Origin of the sequence: Trueperella pyogenes, from assembly GCF_001070855.1 — a bacterium.
GTDB classification, from domain to species: domain Bacteria; phylum Actinomycetota; class Actinomycetes; order Actinomycetales; family Actinomycetaceae; genus Pauljensenia; species Pauljensenia pyogenes_A.
Map to the genome: position 1 here is coordinate 79,329 of NZ_JVLH01000014.1, position 16,229 is coordinate 95,557.

General features: G+C 57.3%; 13 protein-coding genes. 9 read left to right on the plus strand and 4 right to left on the minus strand.

Annotated features, from left to right (window positions below; genetic code table 11):
* Nucleotides 1–124: 124 nt before the first annotated feature.
* From ADG72_RS07375 to ADG72_RS07385, 3 genes are all read right to left on the minus strand, one after another.
* On the minus strand, nucleotides 125–1,057 hold the full coding sequence (locus tag ADG72_RS07375) for a hypothetical protein (protein WP_048713942.1): 933 nt from the start codon (nucleotides 1,055–1,057) through the stop codon (nucleotides 125–127).
* 86 nt (nucleotides 1,058–1,143) lie between these two features.
* Nucleotides 1,144–2,328, minus strand: coding sequence for a hypothetical protein (locus tag ADG72_RS07380; RefSeq protein WP_048713945.1), 1,185 nt, complete (start codon nucleotides 2,326–2,328; stop codon nucleotides 1,144–1,146).
* A 154-nt stretch (nucleotides 2,329–2,482) separates the two neighbouring features.
* Entirely contained in the window at nucleotides 2,483–3,565 is a 1,083-nt protein-coding gene (locus ADG72_RS07385) for a LacI family DNA-binding transcriptional regulator (RefSeq protein ID WP_048713948.1), read from the minus strand.
* A gap of 108 nt (nucleotides 3,566–3,673) precedes the next feature.
* On the opposite strand from ADG72_RS07385, the gene ADG72_RS07390 reads away from it, so the two are divergent.
* The 5 genes from ADG72_RS07390 (at nucleotide 3,674) to ADG72_RS07410 (ending at nucleotide 11,426) form a co-directional block, all read left to right on the plus strand.
* Entirely contained in the window at nucleotides 3,674–6,520 is a 2,847-nt protein-coding gene (locus tag ADG72_RS07390) for a glycoside hydrolase family 2 TIM barrel-domain containing protein (protein ID WP_048713950.1), read from the plus strand.
* Between the two features lie 124 nt (nucleotides 6,521–6,644).
* Nucleotides 6,645–8,057 (plus strand): extracellular solute-binding protein, encoded by a 1,413-nt coding sequence (locus ADG72_RS07395; RefSeq protein ID WP_048713953.1) that lies wholly within the window; start codon nucleotides 6,645–6,647, stop codon nucleotides 8,055–8,057.
* Nucleotides 8,058–8,133: 76 nt separating this feature from the next.
* Nucleotides 8,134–9,045 carry a carbohydrate ABC transporter permease gene (locus ADG72_RS07400; protein WP_048713957.1) on the plus strand — a complete coding sequence of 304 codons (912 nt, stop codon included), beginning with the start codon at nucleotides 8,134–8,136 and terminating at the stop codon, nucleotides 9,043–9,045.
* Complete coding sequence (locus ADG72_RS07405; protein WP_048713960.1) at nucleotides 9,042–9,974, plus strand: carbohydrate ABC transporter permease; 933 nt, start codon at nucleotides 9,042–9,044, stop codon at nucleotides 9,972–9,974. The genes ADG72_RS07400 and ADG72_RS07405 overlap by 4 nt, the downstream gene beginning before the upstream one ends.
* 18 nt (nucleotides 9,975–9,992) lie before the next feature.
* Nucleotides 9,993–11,426: an alpha-L-fucosidase gene (locus ADG72_RS07410; protein WP_048713963.1), complete on the plus strand. Its 1,434-nt coding sequence runs from the start codon at nucleotides 9,993–9,995 to the stop codon at nucleotides 11,424–11,426.
* On the opposite strand, the gene coaA is transcribed toward ADG72_RS07410, so the two are convergent.
* Complete coding sequence (gene coaA / locus ADG72_RS07415; RefSeq protein WP_048713967.1) at nucleotides 11,416–12,366, minus strand: type I pantothenate kinase; 951 nt, start codon at nucleotides 12,364–12,366, stop codon at nucleotides 11,416–11,418. The two genes, ADG72_RS07410 and coaA, sit on opposite strands and share 11 nt — an antisense overlap.
* A 184-nt stretch (nucleotides 12,367–12,550) precedes the next feature.
* On the opposite strand from coaA, the gene ADG72_RS07420 reads away from it, so the two are divergent.
* Genes ADG72_RS07420 through tsaE form a run of 4 tightly spaced genes read left to right on the plus strand, consistent with a single transcriptional unit; the run spans nucleotide 12,551 to nucleotide 16,226 of the window.
* Nucleotides 12,551–13,444 (plus strand): GRP family sugar transporter, encoded by an 894-nt coding sequence (locus tag ADG72_RS07420; RefSeq protein ID WP_048713970.1) that lies wholly within the window; start codon nucleotides 12,551–12,553, stop codon nucleotides 13,442–13,444.
* Nucleotides 13,445–13,493: 49 nt separating this feature from the next.
* Complete coding sequence (locus ADG72_RS07425; protein WP_048713973.1) at nucleotides 13,494–14,414, plus strand: ADP-dependent NAD(P)H-hydrate dehydratase; 921 nt, start codon at nucleotides 13,494–13,496, stop codon at nucleotides 14,412–14,414.
* Nucleotides 14,415–14,439: 25 nt separating this feature from the next.
* Nucleotides 14,440–15,678 carry an alanine racemase gene (alr, locus tag ADG72_RS07430; RefSeq protein ID WP_048713976.1) on the plus strand — a complete coding sequence of 413 codons (1,239 nt, stop codon included), beginning with the start codon at nucleotides 14,440–14,442 and terminating at the stop codon, nucleotides 15,676–15,678.
* The gene (tsaE, locus tag ADG72_RS07435; protein WP_048713980.1) at nucleotides 15,678–16,226 is read left to right on the plus strand and encodes a tRNA (adenosine(37)-N6)-threonylcarbamoyltransferase complex ATPase subunit type 1 TsaE; all 549 of its coding nucleotides are present in this window, start codon (nucleotides 15,678–15,680) and stop codon (nucleotides 16,224–16,226) included. The genes alr and tsaE overlap by 1 nt, the downstream gene beginning before the upstream one ends.
* Nucleotides 16,227–16,229 lie beyond the last annotated feature (3 nt).

Consider the following 16,229-nt stretch of genomic DNA (forward strand, 5'->3'; position numbering starts at 1 on the left):
GTGTAGGGCGGCACCTACCGGTGCCCGCCCCGCACGTTTATACATCCTCGGCGTGCGAGGCCGCCTGCCGTCCTCCTGCTTGCGTCGAGGATTGTCCGATGTGTCCCTCGTGTCGGCCGGGCGACTAGGGTAACGCGAATCGCGCTCGGAAAGCGGGGGAGAGCGAAAGGTACTGATCGACGCAGGTGCGGACGGTCTCGGCATCGATGTGTGGATTCGTGAAGAACTCCTCGAGGGCCGGATTGTCGTCCTGTGTGATCGTCTCGTACGTTCCTTCCGGCGAATAGTAGAAGATGTTGCGGCTCAGAACGGCGTCCGGGTCCTGCATGATCGTGGCGATGACGGGGAGGCGGCTAAAGTCCGCGAGGGTCGTGAGCTGTTCCGAGATGTTCGCGGGGTCTGCGGGGGCGTAGCAGATCATGTGGTTCGCCGGGACCATAAAGAACAGGCCGTGCGGCGCATCAATGAGGAAACGCGACATAAGCTCGGGCAAGTTCGCGACCTTCGCCGTGACGAACGGGGATTGCGCCGACATGCAGGTGAACGGACCGTACTGCCGGATGTGTTCGATGGGGATGTCGTCGGTGTTCGTTTGCGCGTAGTCGAAGAGCTCGTCGACGCTCATCGAGCACTGAGCCAGCTGCTCATCGATCAGCCTGAACTGGGGGGTCTCGTAGTCGAGACTGAGTGTCAGCGCGAGTCCGTCGGGGAATTTGCGGGCGTAAGAAAGGTGAGGGTGAGTGGCAGCGTTCCCATTGCAGAACAGGGTGCGTATGAGTCGACGTAGCTCGTCGGGTTTGTTCAGGATGGTTTCGCCGATGCGTGTCCGCTCGATGAGGTACGGGACCCACGGATCCATCAGATCGCGGTGTGCGTCCGGTTCCGTAGATATCAGGTTGGTCACGAGTGCGTGAATGCTGCACTTCACGGAATCGTTGAGGAGGAGGAATATCGTGCCCTCGGCTTTATTGAAGCCAACCTGAACCGTGAGGCCGGCATCTTCGAGCCTGCCTGTCAGATAGGGCAGGGCCTTATTGAATACGTATTCGGGATCCATAAGACAACTCTAGAGGGGATGCGGGCATGCGGCATCTGCGCTCGGTGCCGCGCGGGCATGTGTAAAGGTGAACTGTCGATGGATGCTCAGCGCGAGGGATCGATGCTCAGCTGCTCGGTGAGGAACGAATGCTCGCCCGCATCGTCGCGCCAGTAGACGAGCGTCGCGCGCGATTCCTGCTGCTCTCGCAGGCTCTGTGAGAGCTCCTTGAAGGCCTCCAGCTTCGAACCGTGTTCATCGATGAGAGCCTTTTCATTTTCGAGGATCTTCTCTCGGCGTTCTTTCAACGCCGAGAGATCGTGTGTCTGGCGGGAGAACTTTGACTTCTTTTGATCTTCCTCTTCGTACTCGGTGATCTTAGCCTTCACCCCCTCCGACAGATTTTTCAGCGTGCTCCACCGCTCATTGGTTTTATCGATGCACTCCGTCAGCTGTTGTCTACGTTTGGTGACCAGTGCCGGGCTTTCCTGTAGGGCGAGGGCCAGGTGTAGGGCGTGCACCTGGACCTCGGTAATGTACGCCAGTCCAGCGGCGTTGACATCGCGGATGACGTCCTCGATGTCTGTCTTGGGATCCAATGCGCGGCGTTCCGCGGATAGGAGGAGCAGCTCCTGGCGTCGGGCGACGGCTTCGAGGGCTTGTTCGGCCACTGCGAAACGGGCCGTCATGGACGGCGTAAAGTGCCCGAGCTCGCCGTATTCCTCGGTGATGTCGCCCAGGGTTTTCGAGGCGGCGATGAGTCCGGCGATCTGCGTGATGTCTGTGCGCACGAGGAGGTTGGTGAGAGTGGTTGCGATAGTATCCAGCTTGGCGTTGACTGCCTGGAACTGGCGCATGGTCACGGCTGTGTTAACAACCCCCATGAGCGCGAGTGGGGCAACGACAGGGAGCGAGGCGGCGACGGGAATGAAGGGTGCCTGGGCGACGATTCCACCGGCTCCCATGACGGCGGAACCAACACCGGAGCCGAGCTGCATGAGCGTCGCGGGATTGGCCGTGGCCATGAAGAGAGTCGGGGCGATTGCCGCGGATGCGGCAGTGGAGGCGACAGCGGTCGCCGTCGAGGCTGTCAAGCCGAGGACCTGAGGGGAGACAGCCCGGGCGTCGGGGGTGTACTTGCCTGTCGTGGCGAGGCTACTCGTCAGGCTTGCGATGAGGGCATCACGCGTGCGCCCGGTGACGGCAATGAGCCCTTGGCCCGGCTGACCGTCGGGCGTCGCAACGGTGAACTGGACGTCGTGTGGGGTGGGCGTTAGCTCGTTGTCGCTCATGACACTCTCCTGCAAAGGTCGGAATGCACCCATCATAGTTTCCCTGTCACTATTTGTGGTGTTTCCGGTGAGACCGTGTCAGCAATGGGTGTGTGCGTCTGAGCGGGTGGGGGAATAAGCTCGCGACTGCCGACGCGGCGGGGGAGTGCGTCTCCTATGCGCGCCTGGCCACCGATGAGCGCCAGACCGGGCGCGTCGGGATCGTCGCGATCGGGGTGCCGTCCGGGGCCTCCTCGTCGATGGATGCGCTGGGGTGAATGTCGGTCATGGGGGAGCGACCCTCGATCACGTTGATGATCGAGGAGACGGCAGCCTCGGTCATGTCTTTGAGGGGCCACTCGACCGTCGTGAGGCCGAGTGCGGAGGCGCTGCGGTGGTCCTGGTTGCCGAAGCCGAGGATCGACAGGTCCCCGGGTACTGACAGTTCCAGGTCTGCGGCAGCCTGGAAGACGCCGGGGGCCTGCGAGTCGTCGGCCAGGGCGATGAGCGAGATTGAGGGGTCCTCGTCGAGGAGGCGCAGCGCGGCCTGGTAGGCCGTGGTGGGTTCCCAGTCGGGCAGTGAGTAGAGGGTGAACTTCGTGCCGAACGCGCTCGCGATCGGGTTCTGGCGCGCGTGATTCGTGTTCGGGCCAGCCAGGAAGACGGCATGCCCCTGACCCGTGCCGGTTGCCGGATCTACGAGCGCGCAGTCAGAGAGAACGTCGCGCACGCCGGCACCCTCGTCGATGCGAATGAGGGAGGACTCTGATCCGGTCGGGTTGGCCTCGATCATCGACATGGCGACGACGGGGATGCCGAGGTTGGCGAGCAGGCGCGAGGTGAAGGCCTCGGCCGACGTGGTCTCGCGGATGATGCCGGCCAGTTGTGTGTCGCCCAGGACCCCGTGGATGACCTCGGCGTCCGAGGCTCCGTCGCCCGACTGGAACAGGGGGAGGAGTAGGTAGCCGTGGCGCTGAATGTCGATCATTGCGGTCGTGAGGACCGTGTGGACGACGGGCACGAAGGGATCGTCCGGCAGCTCGGCCATAAGGAGGGCGATGAGGTGGGACTTGCCGCGGCGCAGCGACCGGGCGGCTGCGTTGGGGATGTAGTTGAGTTCGCGTGCAGCATCTTGAACACGCTGGATCGTCGCTGGTGCAATCTTGACTTCTGGCCCGCGACCATTGAGCACGAGCGATACGGTTGAGGGAGCGACGCCCGCTGCACGAGCGACGTCTGCCCGAGTGGCTCGATCCATTTCATCTCCCTTGGTGCTGGGCCCATCGAATCTGCGTGAATATAACAACTATAACGTGTTAGTCTAGGTGTGCTACAAGGCGTCGATGTTGACTTACCTGAAAGGCTCATGATGAAGACTACGCCCTCATATGCACCGGGAAGAGGAAAACTCGTGTTACCGCGTGCATATTTCGCTGATGACCCGGGTGAGTTGAGTCTGGATGGAACGTGGTTTTTCGACTATCACCGCAGCGATCCAAACCCCAATATCAATCCCGAAGTGGCCTTTGAACAACCTCTTGTCCCTGAGACAGAGACTATTGACGTGCCCAGCCATTGGGTGTTGAGGGGAGAAGGTCGTTGGGGTGCTCCCGCCTATACCAATGTCGATTTTCCATTCCCCGTGGATCCACCCTTTCCTCCGGAAGATAATCCAGTCGGCGACTATTCGCGGTATTTCACGTGTCCGGAGTCTTGGCTTTCATCGGGAGGTCAGATTCGCCTGCGCTTCGAGGGCGTTGAATCCCAAGTCGTCGTCTGGGTGAATGGCCAATGGATCGGAATGGCCCGCGGTTCACGCCTCGCCCATGAATTCGACATCACCCAGGCACTTGTCCCCGGTGAAAATACAGTTACTCTTCGCGTCCATCAGTTCAGTGCTGGCTCCTACCTTGAGGACCAGGATCAGTGGTGGCTTCCAGGCGTGTTTCGTTCAGTTTCGCTCCGCTATCTCCCCGCTTTTTCAATCGAAGATCTGTGGATCAACACCGATTACGAGGCTGGGCAAGGATTTGCAACCCTTGAGCTAAGAGTGCGGGGAGCGCAAAGTGAAACTCTTGAAGCGAATCTGGACATCGAAGGCCTCGGGGCATCAACGCTGACGCTCGCGCGAGGGGAGGATGGTCGCTACCGGAGCGAAAACATCGGCCTCGGAACTGTCCAGCCGTGGAGCCCGCAATCCCCGAAACTTTACGCCGCGCGCGTGCAAGCGGTGGGGGAGGGAGGCCGCCTGACGGAAGAGCGCCACCTGCGCCTCGGCTTCCGAAGGGTCAAAATCGTTGATGGTGTTCTGCATGCCAATGGGCAGCCCCTGACGCTTAACGGTGTCAATCGCCATGAAATTCGCGCCGACGAAGGGCGAGTATTCAGCGAAGAATTTGCGCGCACCGATCTTGAACTCATGAAGTCGATGGGTATTAACGCGATCAGAACATCCCATTACCCGCCTCATCCACGCCTTCTTGATCTGGCCGATGAAATTGGCCTGTGGGTCATGCTCGAGGGAGATATTGAAACTCACGGTTTTGAGGGTAATCGCACGTGGATTGATAACCCCTCTGATGATCCACGGTGGGAAGGCTCCTACCTCGACCGCACCGAACGTGCCTTTGAGCGCGACAAGAATCATGCCAGCATTTTCTGCTGGAGCCTAGGGAACGAATCCGGAACGGGACGTAACTTGGCAGCGGCCGCACGTTGGCTCCACGAACGCACCCACGGACGCGGGATTGTCCACTACGAGGGCGACCATGCCATGGAGTATGTCGATATCTACTCGCGGATGTATCCGACGCTTGAAGAAGTCGCCGCAGTGCTTGATGACACGGATCTGCATGCCCCTGTTGCTGTCCCAAGCCATGCAAGTGCGGCTGTAGATGACGCTGCGAAAGAACGTATTCGCAGTGCTCCCTACATCATGTGTGAGTACCTCCATGCGATGGGAACCGGCCCTGGTGGAGCCGCTGCTTACGCCGAGCAAATGAGCCATCCTCGTCACGCTGGAGGCTTCGTGTGGGAGTGGCGTGACCATGCGCTGTGGCGCACTCTTCCTGATGGGCGTCGTTCTCTTGCTTATGGCGGCGATTTTGGCGAGGACGTCCATGATGGGAATTTCGTCTGCGATGGCTTGGTTGATGCGCTTTCGCGTCCCTATGCGGGGACTTGGGCATGGATTCGCGCGCTCGCACCTGATGCGCCGATCCTTCACGATCGAGCGCAAAAATCGGGTGGCGAGGCCGAGGAGCGCTTGCGTGCTTTGGCTTCGTCGGCCTCTTCCCTGCTTTCCTCTGACGAGGCCGAGTGCGGCGCCGTGTTTGATGCTCGTGGGCGCATGGAGTCCATGGGCGGGCTTCCGATCATGGCAGAGATCAGCGTTTACCGTGCGCCAACGGACAATGATCGCGGTCGCGGTCCCGTCGACTATTGGGGGATTTCCTCTGATGCTCTGGGTCCACTGGGAACAGGGACCGGGCAATGGGGAGTCTCCCACGCTCAGCGATGGGAAATGGCGCGTTTGCATCTCCTGCGCAGAACCTGGCATGGAAGCGCCCGTGAGAGCGGAACGCGGGTGCTAATTGAACGCTGGGCGCCGCCAGCCGCGCAGTTTGGGCTTGAGGCTCGTTGGAGTTTTACTCCCGTAGACGGAAAAGCCGCAGGTGCATCTGCGGGTGCTGCGCTGCCGGGAAGTTGCCTCGTCGTCAAGGTCGAAATGACTCCCTATGGGCACTGGCCAGAGCGCATCCCTCGCACAGGGGTTCGTCTGCGTATCCCGGGAACGGGGTGGACGGCCTCGTGGGTGGGGGAGACGGATATTGCTTATGCGGATATGCCCGGCGCTAATCCAGATGGGTTTGGGTGCGCTGAGCTTGAAGATCTATGGGATGTGGGCATCAAGCCTGAAGAAGGCGGACATCGACCGGGATTGAAGGTTCTTGAGCTACGTGGGGAAGAGCGTGCGCTCATTATCATTCCCCAAAGCGAGATGGGTTGGAGCGCCTCGCGTTGGAGTGAGCGTGAGCTTGCCCAAGCGGGACACTGGGAAGACCTGCCGGTATCAAATCAAACCTTTGTCTGGCTTGATGCTATTCAAGATGGCATTGGGACTCGCTCGTGTGGCCCTGATGCTCGCCCTGAATTCGGTGCTCGTATGAAAGCGTGCACCATGGAATTCGTTGTTTGTGTAACGGATCTATAACAATTGTCTGCTACGCAACGTGAAGTCTGGCTGGCGAAGGTAGCCTAGGCTTATCAACTAACACGAGATAGTTAGTGATTCGGTATTCATATCGATCTACGACACGAACCAATGGAGGTTTCGCATGTTGAAGAAAAGGATGGCCGCCGGTGTTGTCGCCTTGGCCATGATGAGCACTCTTGGGTTGAGCGCCTGCTCGAACGGCAGTGACTCTTCCTCGAATTCCGCAAGCAGCGGATCGGCATCGGGTTCTATCCCCAAGCCTGATGTTTCCTGCGATATTCCCGCAACGAATCTCGACGATTCGAAGATCGACACCTCGAAGGTCGAAGGTGAAATCACCTTCCAGACTCAGGGCCTCAAGACCGACTTCGGCGACTTCTTCACCAAGAAGATCAAGGAATTCGAAGATGCGAACCCCGGCGTCAAGATTAAGTGGACTGACCAGGCCGGTGGTGCAGAGTTTGACCAGACCATCACTGCTCAGGCAACCAACTGCCAGATGGCAGACGTTGTGAACGTTCCTTCCTCGACCATCCTGGCTCTGTCAAAGTCCAACCTCCTCATGGACTTTGATGTGAAGGCTCCCGGCATTGGCGACAAGTTCGTTCAGACCATTTGGGATTCGACCAAGCTGGGTGCAAACAAGCACCACACAGCGCTTCCTTGGTACTTCGGACCCTACATCACCACCTACAACAAGGAAGTTTTCAAGCGCGCAGGCTTGGATGAAAACACCTCTCCCAAGACCATGGAAGAGATGTTCGACTACGCCGCTAAGGTCGGTGCAGACGGCAAGGGCGATTACGGAATCTACGGCTCCCCGCAGTGGTACATGACCGCTCAGCTGCACGGCATGGGGGTTAACCTCATGAATGCTGATAAGACCGAGTTTGCTTTTGCAGACAATGAGCAGGCCATCAAGTACGTGACTCGCTTGGCTGAACTCTACAAGAGCGGTGCAATTCCGAAGGACTCCCTGACCGGTGAACCCGATCCCGGCAAGGCATACGCTGACGGAAACCTCGCATTCGGTACCCCGAATGCCTCCTTCCTGAAGTCCGTGAAGGCCAACAACGCGACCGTCTACAACAACACTGGCGTTGGCCCCTTCCCGACCAACCCCGGAATCAAGCCGGTCTTCGAAGGCCAGTACATTGGCGTGTCGGTCTCGACCAAGAACGCTCCTCTGTCCATGAAGTTCGCCGAGTGGATCACCAACGCTGAGAACGAATACGCATGGACTCACGATGGCGGCGCGATCATCTTCCCGGCAGCAACTAGCGCTCTTGACAAGCTCGTTGCTAACCCGCCGGAGATCGCAAACGATCCCGTCTTCAAGGCTGCTTACGAGGAAGCCGCTAAGGCTGCAAAGGACGCCGAGGCCTACACCGACGTCTTCTACACCACCGGTGGCGTTCAGGACAGCTTGGTTGAGAATGTCAACAAGGCAATCCGTGGAGAGGTCGACGCTAAGACCGCTCTGAAGACTGCACAAGATCAGATGAACAAGAAGCTCAAGGCTCTTGGCGAATGATCTAACCCTTGCCGGGGCGAAACCGCAGTGCGTTTCGCCCCGGCAAAACCTCTGAACAGCACCGAAGGACCTGACAATGTCGTCACGTACAGGACGTGCCCCAAGCCGATCTCTTAATGGGGCAGCGCGTTTCCGCCCGGGATGGATGCCGTGGATCTGGATTACACTCCCGGTCTTGGCAATTATTACTTTCTACATTTATCCCTTCATCACAACGGTTTTCGTGTCTTTCACGAAGACCAAACCGCTGAGGAAAATTGGTCCCTTCATCGGGATCGAAAACTACACCTACGTTCTGAACGACCCTGAATTCTGGGGATCTCTGCGCAACTCACTCATCTACGCGGTCTGCGTTGTTCCTTTGATGGTGCTTCTCCCTCTTCTTCTTGCGCTCCTAGTCAAGACCTATGTTCCGGGCATCGGATTTTTCCGAGCGCTCTACTACCTGCCGGCGGTTTCCTCGCTGGTCGTCATCTCATTGGCATGGCGCTACTTGCTCAATGAGAGAGGCCCCGTCAATAACCTCCTGACTTCTTGGGGGATGGATACGGTTCCTTTCCTCTCGAATCAGTGGCTGATCCTTTTCTGTGCCATGCTCATTACCCTGTGGCAGGGCTTGCCCTACTACATGATTCTGTACTTGTCCGCCTTGGCGAACGTCGATAAGTCTCTTTACGAGGCCGCCGAGCTTGACGGAGCAGGAAGTGTCCGTCGTTTCTTAACCGTCACTGTTCCCGGTGTCAAGGTCATGATGTTCTTGGTTGCGACACTGACAACGATTGGCTGTCTCAAGATCTTCACCGAGGTCTACCTGCTTGGTGGAACCGCTTCACCAACGAAGACTTTGACCATGTACATTCGAGACTGGACCGATCCGACGTATGGCTCTCTAGGCAAGGGCGATGCCGCTTCAGTGTGTCTCTTCCTGATCACCTTCGGATTCATTATTGCCTCCCAGAAGCTCCAGAGGAAGGCTGAAGATCAATGAGTACCGCATCTGCAACTAGTGCAGCCACGTCCTCGTCGAAGTTTGCACAATGGCGCAAGGCTCGCAAACTTGAAAATCAGTCACGAAATGTGGCATCGCGCCAGATCAAGGGTTCTCGCCTTGTACTGCGCTACATCACCCTAGTCGTCGTTGCAATCCTCATGGTCGGCCCGCTTCTGCTTCCTCTCCTTGCAGCATTCAAAGCGCCGGGAGAGTCTGTCTTCGGCCAGGGCGCAACGATCTTCCCGCAGCATTGGTCATTGGCAGCTTTCGCGACGCTGTTCAAACAAACTGGAATCCTGCGAGCAATCGGCAACTCGGTCATCGTTGCCGCGCTGACGGTCGTTTCAAACATCATCTTGTCCTGTTTGGGCGGTTACATGCTTTCGAGGCGTGGGTGGACTGGCCGCAACATCATGTACTTCGTTGTCCTCTCGGCGATGATCTTCCCCTTCGAATCCATCATGCTGTCCCTGTACTCGATGATGGTCTCAATCGGCACGTACAAGACGCTTACCAGTGTGTGGATGGTCGCCATGATCGGCCCCTTCCAGATCCTCATAATGCGCGCGGCTTTCCTTGGAATCCCCGAAGAAATTGAAGACGCAGCACTGATTGATGGGGCGGGTGAATGGTCGCGTTTCTGGAGGATTTTCCTCCCTCAGGTACGTGGAACTCTCACGGTTGTTGGCCTGACATCCTTCATCGGTGCTTGGTCCGACTTCCTTTTCCCGTTGCTCATGCTTGTTGACAACGATAAGCACACCTTGATGCTGGAACTGACGGCAATTCAAAATTCCGCTCAGGGAACGACGTACCAGTTGGTGTTGGCTGGTGCTGTTGTGGCATTGGTTCCGGTTGTCCTCGTCTTCGCCTTCTCGCAGAAGTACTTCTTCCGCGGGATTGAAGACGGCGGTTTGAAGTTCTAGACCCATAAGGCATAACTCATGAGTGACGAACTGAGCGAAGATTTTGCCCCCGATGCACTAGAGGCCGCAGGCGCTCTGCGTCAATATCCGGATCCCGGATATGTTTGGCCCTCAGACCCGCGCACCCTCGCTGCCCTTGAAAAGTGGAGAGACCATAAGGTCGGTGTCATCATCCACTGGGGAATCTTCTCTCACATTGGGCAAGATGGTTCATGGTCACTGCACCGCCAGCGTTTGGGCGGCTTCACAGATCCGCCTGAAGACTGGACGGGGAGCGATGAGGAATACCACTCCTGGTATTGCGATCAGGCTCGTTCCTTCACCGGAGAGGACTTTAACGCCGAGGAATGGGCATCAGCGTGTGCAAAGGCAGGAATGCGCTATCTGGTCTTTACGACAAAGCACCACGATGGCTATGCCATGTACGACACCGATTTCTCGAACTTCAAGTCGACCAGTGAAGATGCGGGGCTGGGGCGGGACATTGTCCGCGAGATGTTCGACGCTTTCCGTGCACACAACATGGAGACAGGTGTTTATTTCTCGAAGGCCGATTGGAACCATCCAGGATATTGGGATCGTGCACGTACGATCACTGACCGCTATCACAACTTCGATATTGAGACGCACCGCGCAAAGTGGGATTCCTTCGTTCGATACACCCACAATCAGATCGATGAGCTGCTGCGCAACTATGGCAAGGTCAACGTGCTGTGGCTTGACGCAGGATGGGTCCGCGAACCCGATGAGCCGATCGATATTGATCAGATAGCCGAGCATGCTCGCGAGCTCCAACCCGATATTTTGGTCGTGGACCGTGAGGTTCACGGGGTGAATGAAAACTATCGAACTCCCGAGCAGGAAGTCCCCGAGAATATTCGTCTCTACCCTTGGGAATCGTGCATCACAATGACTCGTGGCTGGTGCTCGATGCGCCCCGAAGAGCCGATCAAGCCCATGCGCCACATTATCTCCAATCTCTTGGCGATTGTGTCGCGAGGCGGGAACTACCTGATCGGGATCGGCCCAGATGCTCAAGGACGCATGTCGAGCTGGATTGGGCGAGGCCTCGAGGAGCTTGGTAACTTCCTAGGCGTCAACGGTGAGGGGATTTACTCAACTCGTCCGTGGCTGGAGATCGACCAGGTGACGGGGGATGACGGGTGGTCGTGGTACACGACGCGGCCCAAGGACGATGACCAGCGAGTCTTCTTCTTTGGGATGCCCCCGGCTCCCCTCGCTGACGAGGCCACAGAACTTTCCCTCGAAGAAGCGACTTTTGCCCCTGCTGGCCTTGCGTCAACGTGGCTTGAGGTTCCCGGGGAAGTTTCCCAGGCGCGAATCCTTGGGAGCGTCGAACCCGTCATCGTTGAGAATCGTGAAGGCTCATCACGCCTCGTGATTCCACAGACCGATTTGCACTACGCAATCGGACTCGAACTCACCTTCTGAGTCTGAGCGATTCGACGCGGTGATCTGAACCCTTTGTAAAGACCATCGTTGCGCGCTCGCGGGTTGGGGCAATGTTCTCCAAGAGGTTCGGGAGGTTAATTTCTTCCCAAATCGAGCGAGCCGTGGCCTCGGCCTGAGCGTCGGTAAGCGAAGCGTAGGTGCGGAAGAAGGAATCTTCACGAGTAAATGCGGTTTGGCGTAGCGTGAGGAAACGGTCCACGTACCACTGCTCGATGTTCTCTGGTGAAGCATCAACGTAAATGCTGAAATCGAAGAAGTCGGAGACAGCCACCGGCATCACTCCGGGACCCCACTTGGGGGGTTGGAGGACATTGAGTCCTTCAACAATCAGAATGTCGGGGCAATCGACGACGATGCTTTCGCCTTCGACGATGTCATAAACGACATGTGAATAGACGGGTGCTTGGACATTACGCACCCCCGATTTCACCGCCGAAAGAAAAGAGATGAGCGCGGGGCGGTCATAGGATTCGGGAAAACCTTTTCGACCAAGCAAGCCTTTGGAGCGGAGCACTGCGTTGGGGAAAAGAAAACCATCAGTGGTGATCAGGTCGACTCGTGGGGTTTTCTCCCAGCGTGAGAGCAAGAAACGAAGGAGGCGTGAAACGGTTGACTTGCCCACTGCAACTGATCCGCCGATACCGATGATGAAAGGCACGTGAGTGCGGCACGGACGCATGAGGAAATTTGCTCGTTCCTGCTCAATCCGGCGATGTCCCTCAACGTAAAGCTGGAGAAGCGCAGTCAAAGGTCGATAGATCGCATCGACCTCGGCAATATCAATGGGATCGCCAAGGGTTGCTAAGCGTGCCAAATCAGAATGCGTCAGGGGGAGGGGAGTGCGGTCTGCCAGTTTGTCCCACTGGGCGCGCGAATAGAAGTCGAAGGGGGAATCTTCGGAAGTGGTGCTGTCGCTCACAGTCAATATTGTGGCAAGCCCGCGGGAGCTTAAGCCAATCAATGGTCCTCAATCTGAAAAAGTGTTACCTATCGCGCAGGTGAAGAAAGCAACTTTCATCTTGTGCAATCTCAATCATCTACTAGCCTGAAACAGTTGCATGAACGGTTGTCTGTATTGACATATACGAAAATTGGGAGGTGTCATGATCGACTACTTCATCGCGCTACTTCCGGCCCTTTTCCTTGGCTTCATGTCCATCGTCCTTGTTGCTCAGGGCGGCGATGATCGACAAAAGACCTTGGGAACTTTGGGAGGCGCCTTCCTCTTCTCAGCTCTGGCAACCCCCTTCATCGATGTTCATTGGACAACCAAGACCCTACTCATTTCCTTCCTCTCAGGCTTGATCCTTGGATTCGGCCAATATCTCCAAATTCTCTGCCTGAAGATTCTCGGTGTTTCACGCACCATGCCGCTGACGACTGCGGGCCAGATTATCTTCATGTGCCTGGGTGGGATCATTCTCTTCGGTGAGATGAACCATGGTCTTGCACTTGTCTTTGCGCTGAGCTCTATTGCGCTTCTCACCTTGGGCGTTGTCTTCATCTCCAAGACCGAAAAAACAGCGGAAGCTGCCGAAGAAAACGTTGATTGGAAGCGCGGGACAATTCTTCTGGTGGTGTCAACCACCTGCCTTGTCGCCTACCTGCTGATTGTTCAAGGCTTTGGTTTGGATGGCCGCTCCGTGATCCTTCCTCAATCGGTCGGTTACTTCCTTGTCGCTCTCATCGCAACGATTCCTGCGCTTTCGCCTCAACTTGGCAAGGAAGACAATCGCTGGAGTCTACTTACTCTTCGCCAACTGATCCCCGGCATGATGTGGGGTGCGGCAATCCTGCTGACGCAGATTTCCTCGGCACGTTTGGGCGTCGCAGTTGCCTTCCCCCTGTCGCAGATGGGCGTCATTATTCAGACTTTTGGTGGGATCTTGATCCTCCACGAGACGCGCACGCGTCGCGAGATGCGATGGACGATCATTGGCGTTGTCATCATGGTCATCGGTGTCATCATGGTGGGCGTTGCTCGCTCATTCAGCTAGACCGCGCTTGCGCCAGATGTCCCCATTGATCACGTGAAACAATGGGGGTATGGCTGAGCAGATCCCTTTCTTTGATCCCCAAAGTGCGCGTGAGTTTCTTTTCGCGCCTTCCGCTGATGAGGATAAGTATCGCCGAGGCGTTGTGGGCGTTGTAGCGGGATCTGATACCTATCCGGGGGCTGGGCTGCTGACAACCTTTGCTGCCTCGAACACCGGCGTGGGCATGGTTCGTCTGAATTCGACCCGCCGGGTAGAAGATCTGGTTCTCCACTACGCTCCCGGTGTTGTGACCGTGGGCGGTCGAATCCAAAGTGGAGTGATTGGTCCGGGATGTACGAATGAGCGCTACGAGGATTGCCGTGAACTCGCGCAATTCTGTATCGACTCCAAGCTTCCTCTGGTGATTGATGCGGGCGCGCTTGACTTAGTTAAAGGCCTTCGTGACTATGCGGATGCGCAGTCACGTTCCCTTTCGCGCGCTATTCTCACCCCTCATCACGGCGAGGCTGCGCGCCTTCTCACCCAGTTGGGTAGTCCGCGTTCTCGCGCAGATATTGATGCTGATCCTGCTGCTTCGGCCAATGAGCTCGCCTTGCTCACGGGCGCCGTTATCCTTCTGAAAAGCTCGACTACTGTCTGCTCATATCTCCATCATGACCAGGGGAGCCGGACTCAAGAAATCGTCTCGATTCTTCAAGAAAACCCCTGGGCTGGGGTCGCAGGTAGTGGTGATGTGCTTGCCGGGGCGGTCGCGGGGATCGCTGCGGGGTTCCAGGCGCGAGCTGAGCGCCGGCAGGGGAACCCGTCGATTTCCGAGGCCGAATGCGCAACCCTTGCGAGCCTTGGAGCGTGGGTGCATGCCCAAGCGGCCTTCCGGGCAGGCGTGGGTTCGCAAGGTCATGTACATCCCATTCAAGCCATTGATATTGCCCGTGCTCTTCCAGAAATCATCGGCGAACTGTGTTCCTAGTCGCCGAGGGTGCGATACTTGGGGAGTGGAAACTTCCAAACGTGGATGCGGATACCCTTCGGTAGCATCCGTTGATCTTGCAGCATTCGCGCATAATCTTGCCCATTTGCGAACCTGCGCCCCGTCTTCTCTGCAGATGGCGATCATTAAGGCTGATGCCTACGGACATGGTTTGCTTCCCCTTGCCCAAGCTGCCCTGGGTGCTGGAGCCGATTGGCTGGGGGTCGCTCAATTAGCCGAGGCCTTCGAGCTGCGTGTTGGCCTCGATAACGCGGGGATTGCGCGTGATAGCGCACCGATCCTGGCATGGATTTCCACCGCTGGAAGTGATTTCGAATCCGCAATCCGCGCAGATATTGACCTGTCTGTGTCCTGGACGTGGGTTCTAGATGAGGTCTGTGCAGCGGCACGTCGCTGTGGGCACCCCGCCAGAATTCACGTCAAGGTCGACACGGGGATGTCACGTGCGGGTTCAACCTTGGCCGATCTGCCGGAGCTCGCCCAAGCTGTACGAACCGCAGAAGATGCTGGACTTGTCCAGGTTATTGGCGCTTGGAGTCACCTTTCACGAGCAGATGATCCCAGCGTGGCCGGCGAAGAATCTACACGCCGGCACCGTCAGATTTTTGAAGAGGGGCTGAGCATCCTCGCCGAAGCAGGAGTGCGTCCGCAGATTCGCCACCTTGCTGCAACCTCGGGAATTTTGTGGCACCCGGAAACCCACTACGACATGGTTCGCGCGGGGATCGGAATGTATGGGCTTTCCCCAGATCCTTCAGTCGCAAGTGCTCAGGAACTGGGACTGACACCCGTGATGACGCTGAGCGCTCCACTTACGTCAGTGAAGGTCATCGAAGAAGGGACCCCGGCCTCGTACGGAGGAACCTGGCAGGCCCCAAGCCGTCGTTGGGTGGGTTTGGTCCCACTGGGATACGGAGATGGGATCCTGCGAGCGGCTTCCAATGGCGCGCCGGTTGCTGTTGAAACTGATTCAGGTCTGGTGAAGGCGCAGGTCGTTGGCCGAATCTGCATGGACCAATTCATCATTGACCTGGGGCCCGCTGAAGGGCAGGAAGGCACAGCTACGCAAAACAGTGGTAGTGCGCCCGCAAAGGTAGGAGATCAAGCCATTCTTTTCGGTGACCCGGCCAGGGGATACCCGATCGCAGATGAGTGGGCCGCGCATGCGGGCACAATCAACTATGAGGTCATTACTCGTTTGGGAGAGCGCATCCCCAGGCAGTACGTGAACGAAGAGGAATAATGACGCAGATACAGAAGTACAGCTATCGTGTGAGCGATGCGGAGCAGACTCGCGAGTTAGGTGAACAGCTTGCGCATCACTTACGCGCGGGCGACCTTATCATGCTCCGAGGCGGTTTGGGCGCCGGTAAGACTACCTTCACTCAGGGAATTGGTCGCGGCCTTCAGGTTCGAGGGACAGTTGCCTCACCGACCTTTATTGTCGCGCGTGTTCACCCCTCGCTGGTCGGAGGCCCCGATCTTATCCATGCTGATGCCTATCGAATTCGCGACCTCGATGATCTGGAGACTCTCGATCTGGATTCAACTATTGATCAGGCCGTGACAGTTGTTGAATGGGGTGAGGGTAAGACCGAAGCCATGAGTGATGCGCGCCTTGAAATCGAGGTGCGGCGCGCGAGCGGGGGAGAAGCTACACGTGACGGTGATGTTGTAGACCTCGAGAGCATGGATGACGGTCAACGTATCATCGCATTTACGCCCTACTCGCATCGCTGGGACGGTGTCTTTGATGACCTTGCACCACAGTTACGTGCGAGTGTGGAATAGGAT

Coding starts and splice junctions, on each gene's coding strand:
- ADG72_RS07375 (WP_048713942.1), bottom strand. CDS start 1,057: ATGGATCCCGAATACGTATTCAATAAGGCCCTGCCCTATCTGACAGGC.
- ADG72_RS07380 (WP_048713945.1), bottom strand. CDS start 2,328: ATGAGCGACAACGAGCTAACGCCCACCCCACACGACGTCCAGTTCACC.
- ADG72_RS07385 (WP_048713948.1), bottom strand. CDS start 3,565: ATGGATCGAGCCACTCGGGCAGACGTCGCTCGTGCAGCGGGCGTCGCT.
- ADG72_RS07390 (WP_048713950.1), top strand. CDS start 3,674: ATGATGAAGACTACGCCCTCATATGCACCGGGAAGAGGAAAACTCGTG.
- ADG72_RS07395 (WP_048713953.1), top strand. CDS start 6,645: ATGTTGAAGAAAAGGATGGCCGCCGGTGTTGTCGCCTTGGCCATGATG.
- ADG72_RS07400 (WP_048713957.1), top strand. CDS start 8,134: ATGTCGTCACGTACAGGACGTGCCCCAAGCCGATCTCTTAATGGGGCA.
- ADG72_RS07405 (WP_048713960.1), top strand. CDS start 9,042: ATGAGTACCGCATCTGCAACTAGTGCAGCCACGTCCTCGTCGAAGTTT.
- ADG72_RS07410 (WP_048713963.1), top strand. CDS start 9,993: ATGAGTGACGAACTGAGCGAAGATTTTGCCCCCGATGCACTAGAGGCC.
- ADG72_RS07420 (WP_048713970.1), top strand. CDS start 12,551: ATGATCGACTACTTCATCGCGCTACTTCCGGCCCTTTTCCTTGGCTTC.
- ADG72_RS07425 (WP_048713973.1), top strand. CDS start 13,494: ATGGCTGAGCAGATCCCTTTCTTTGATCCCCAAAGTGCGCGTGAGTTT.
- tsaE (WP_048713980.1), top strand. CDS start 15,678: ATGACGCAGATACAGAAGTACAGCTATCGTGTGAGCGATGCGGAGCAG.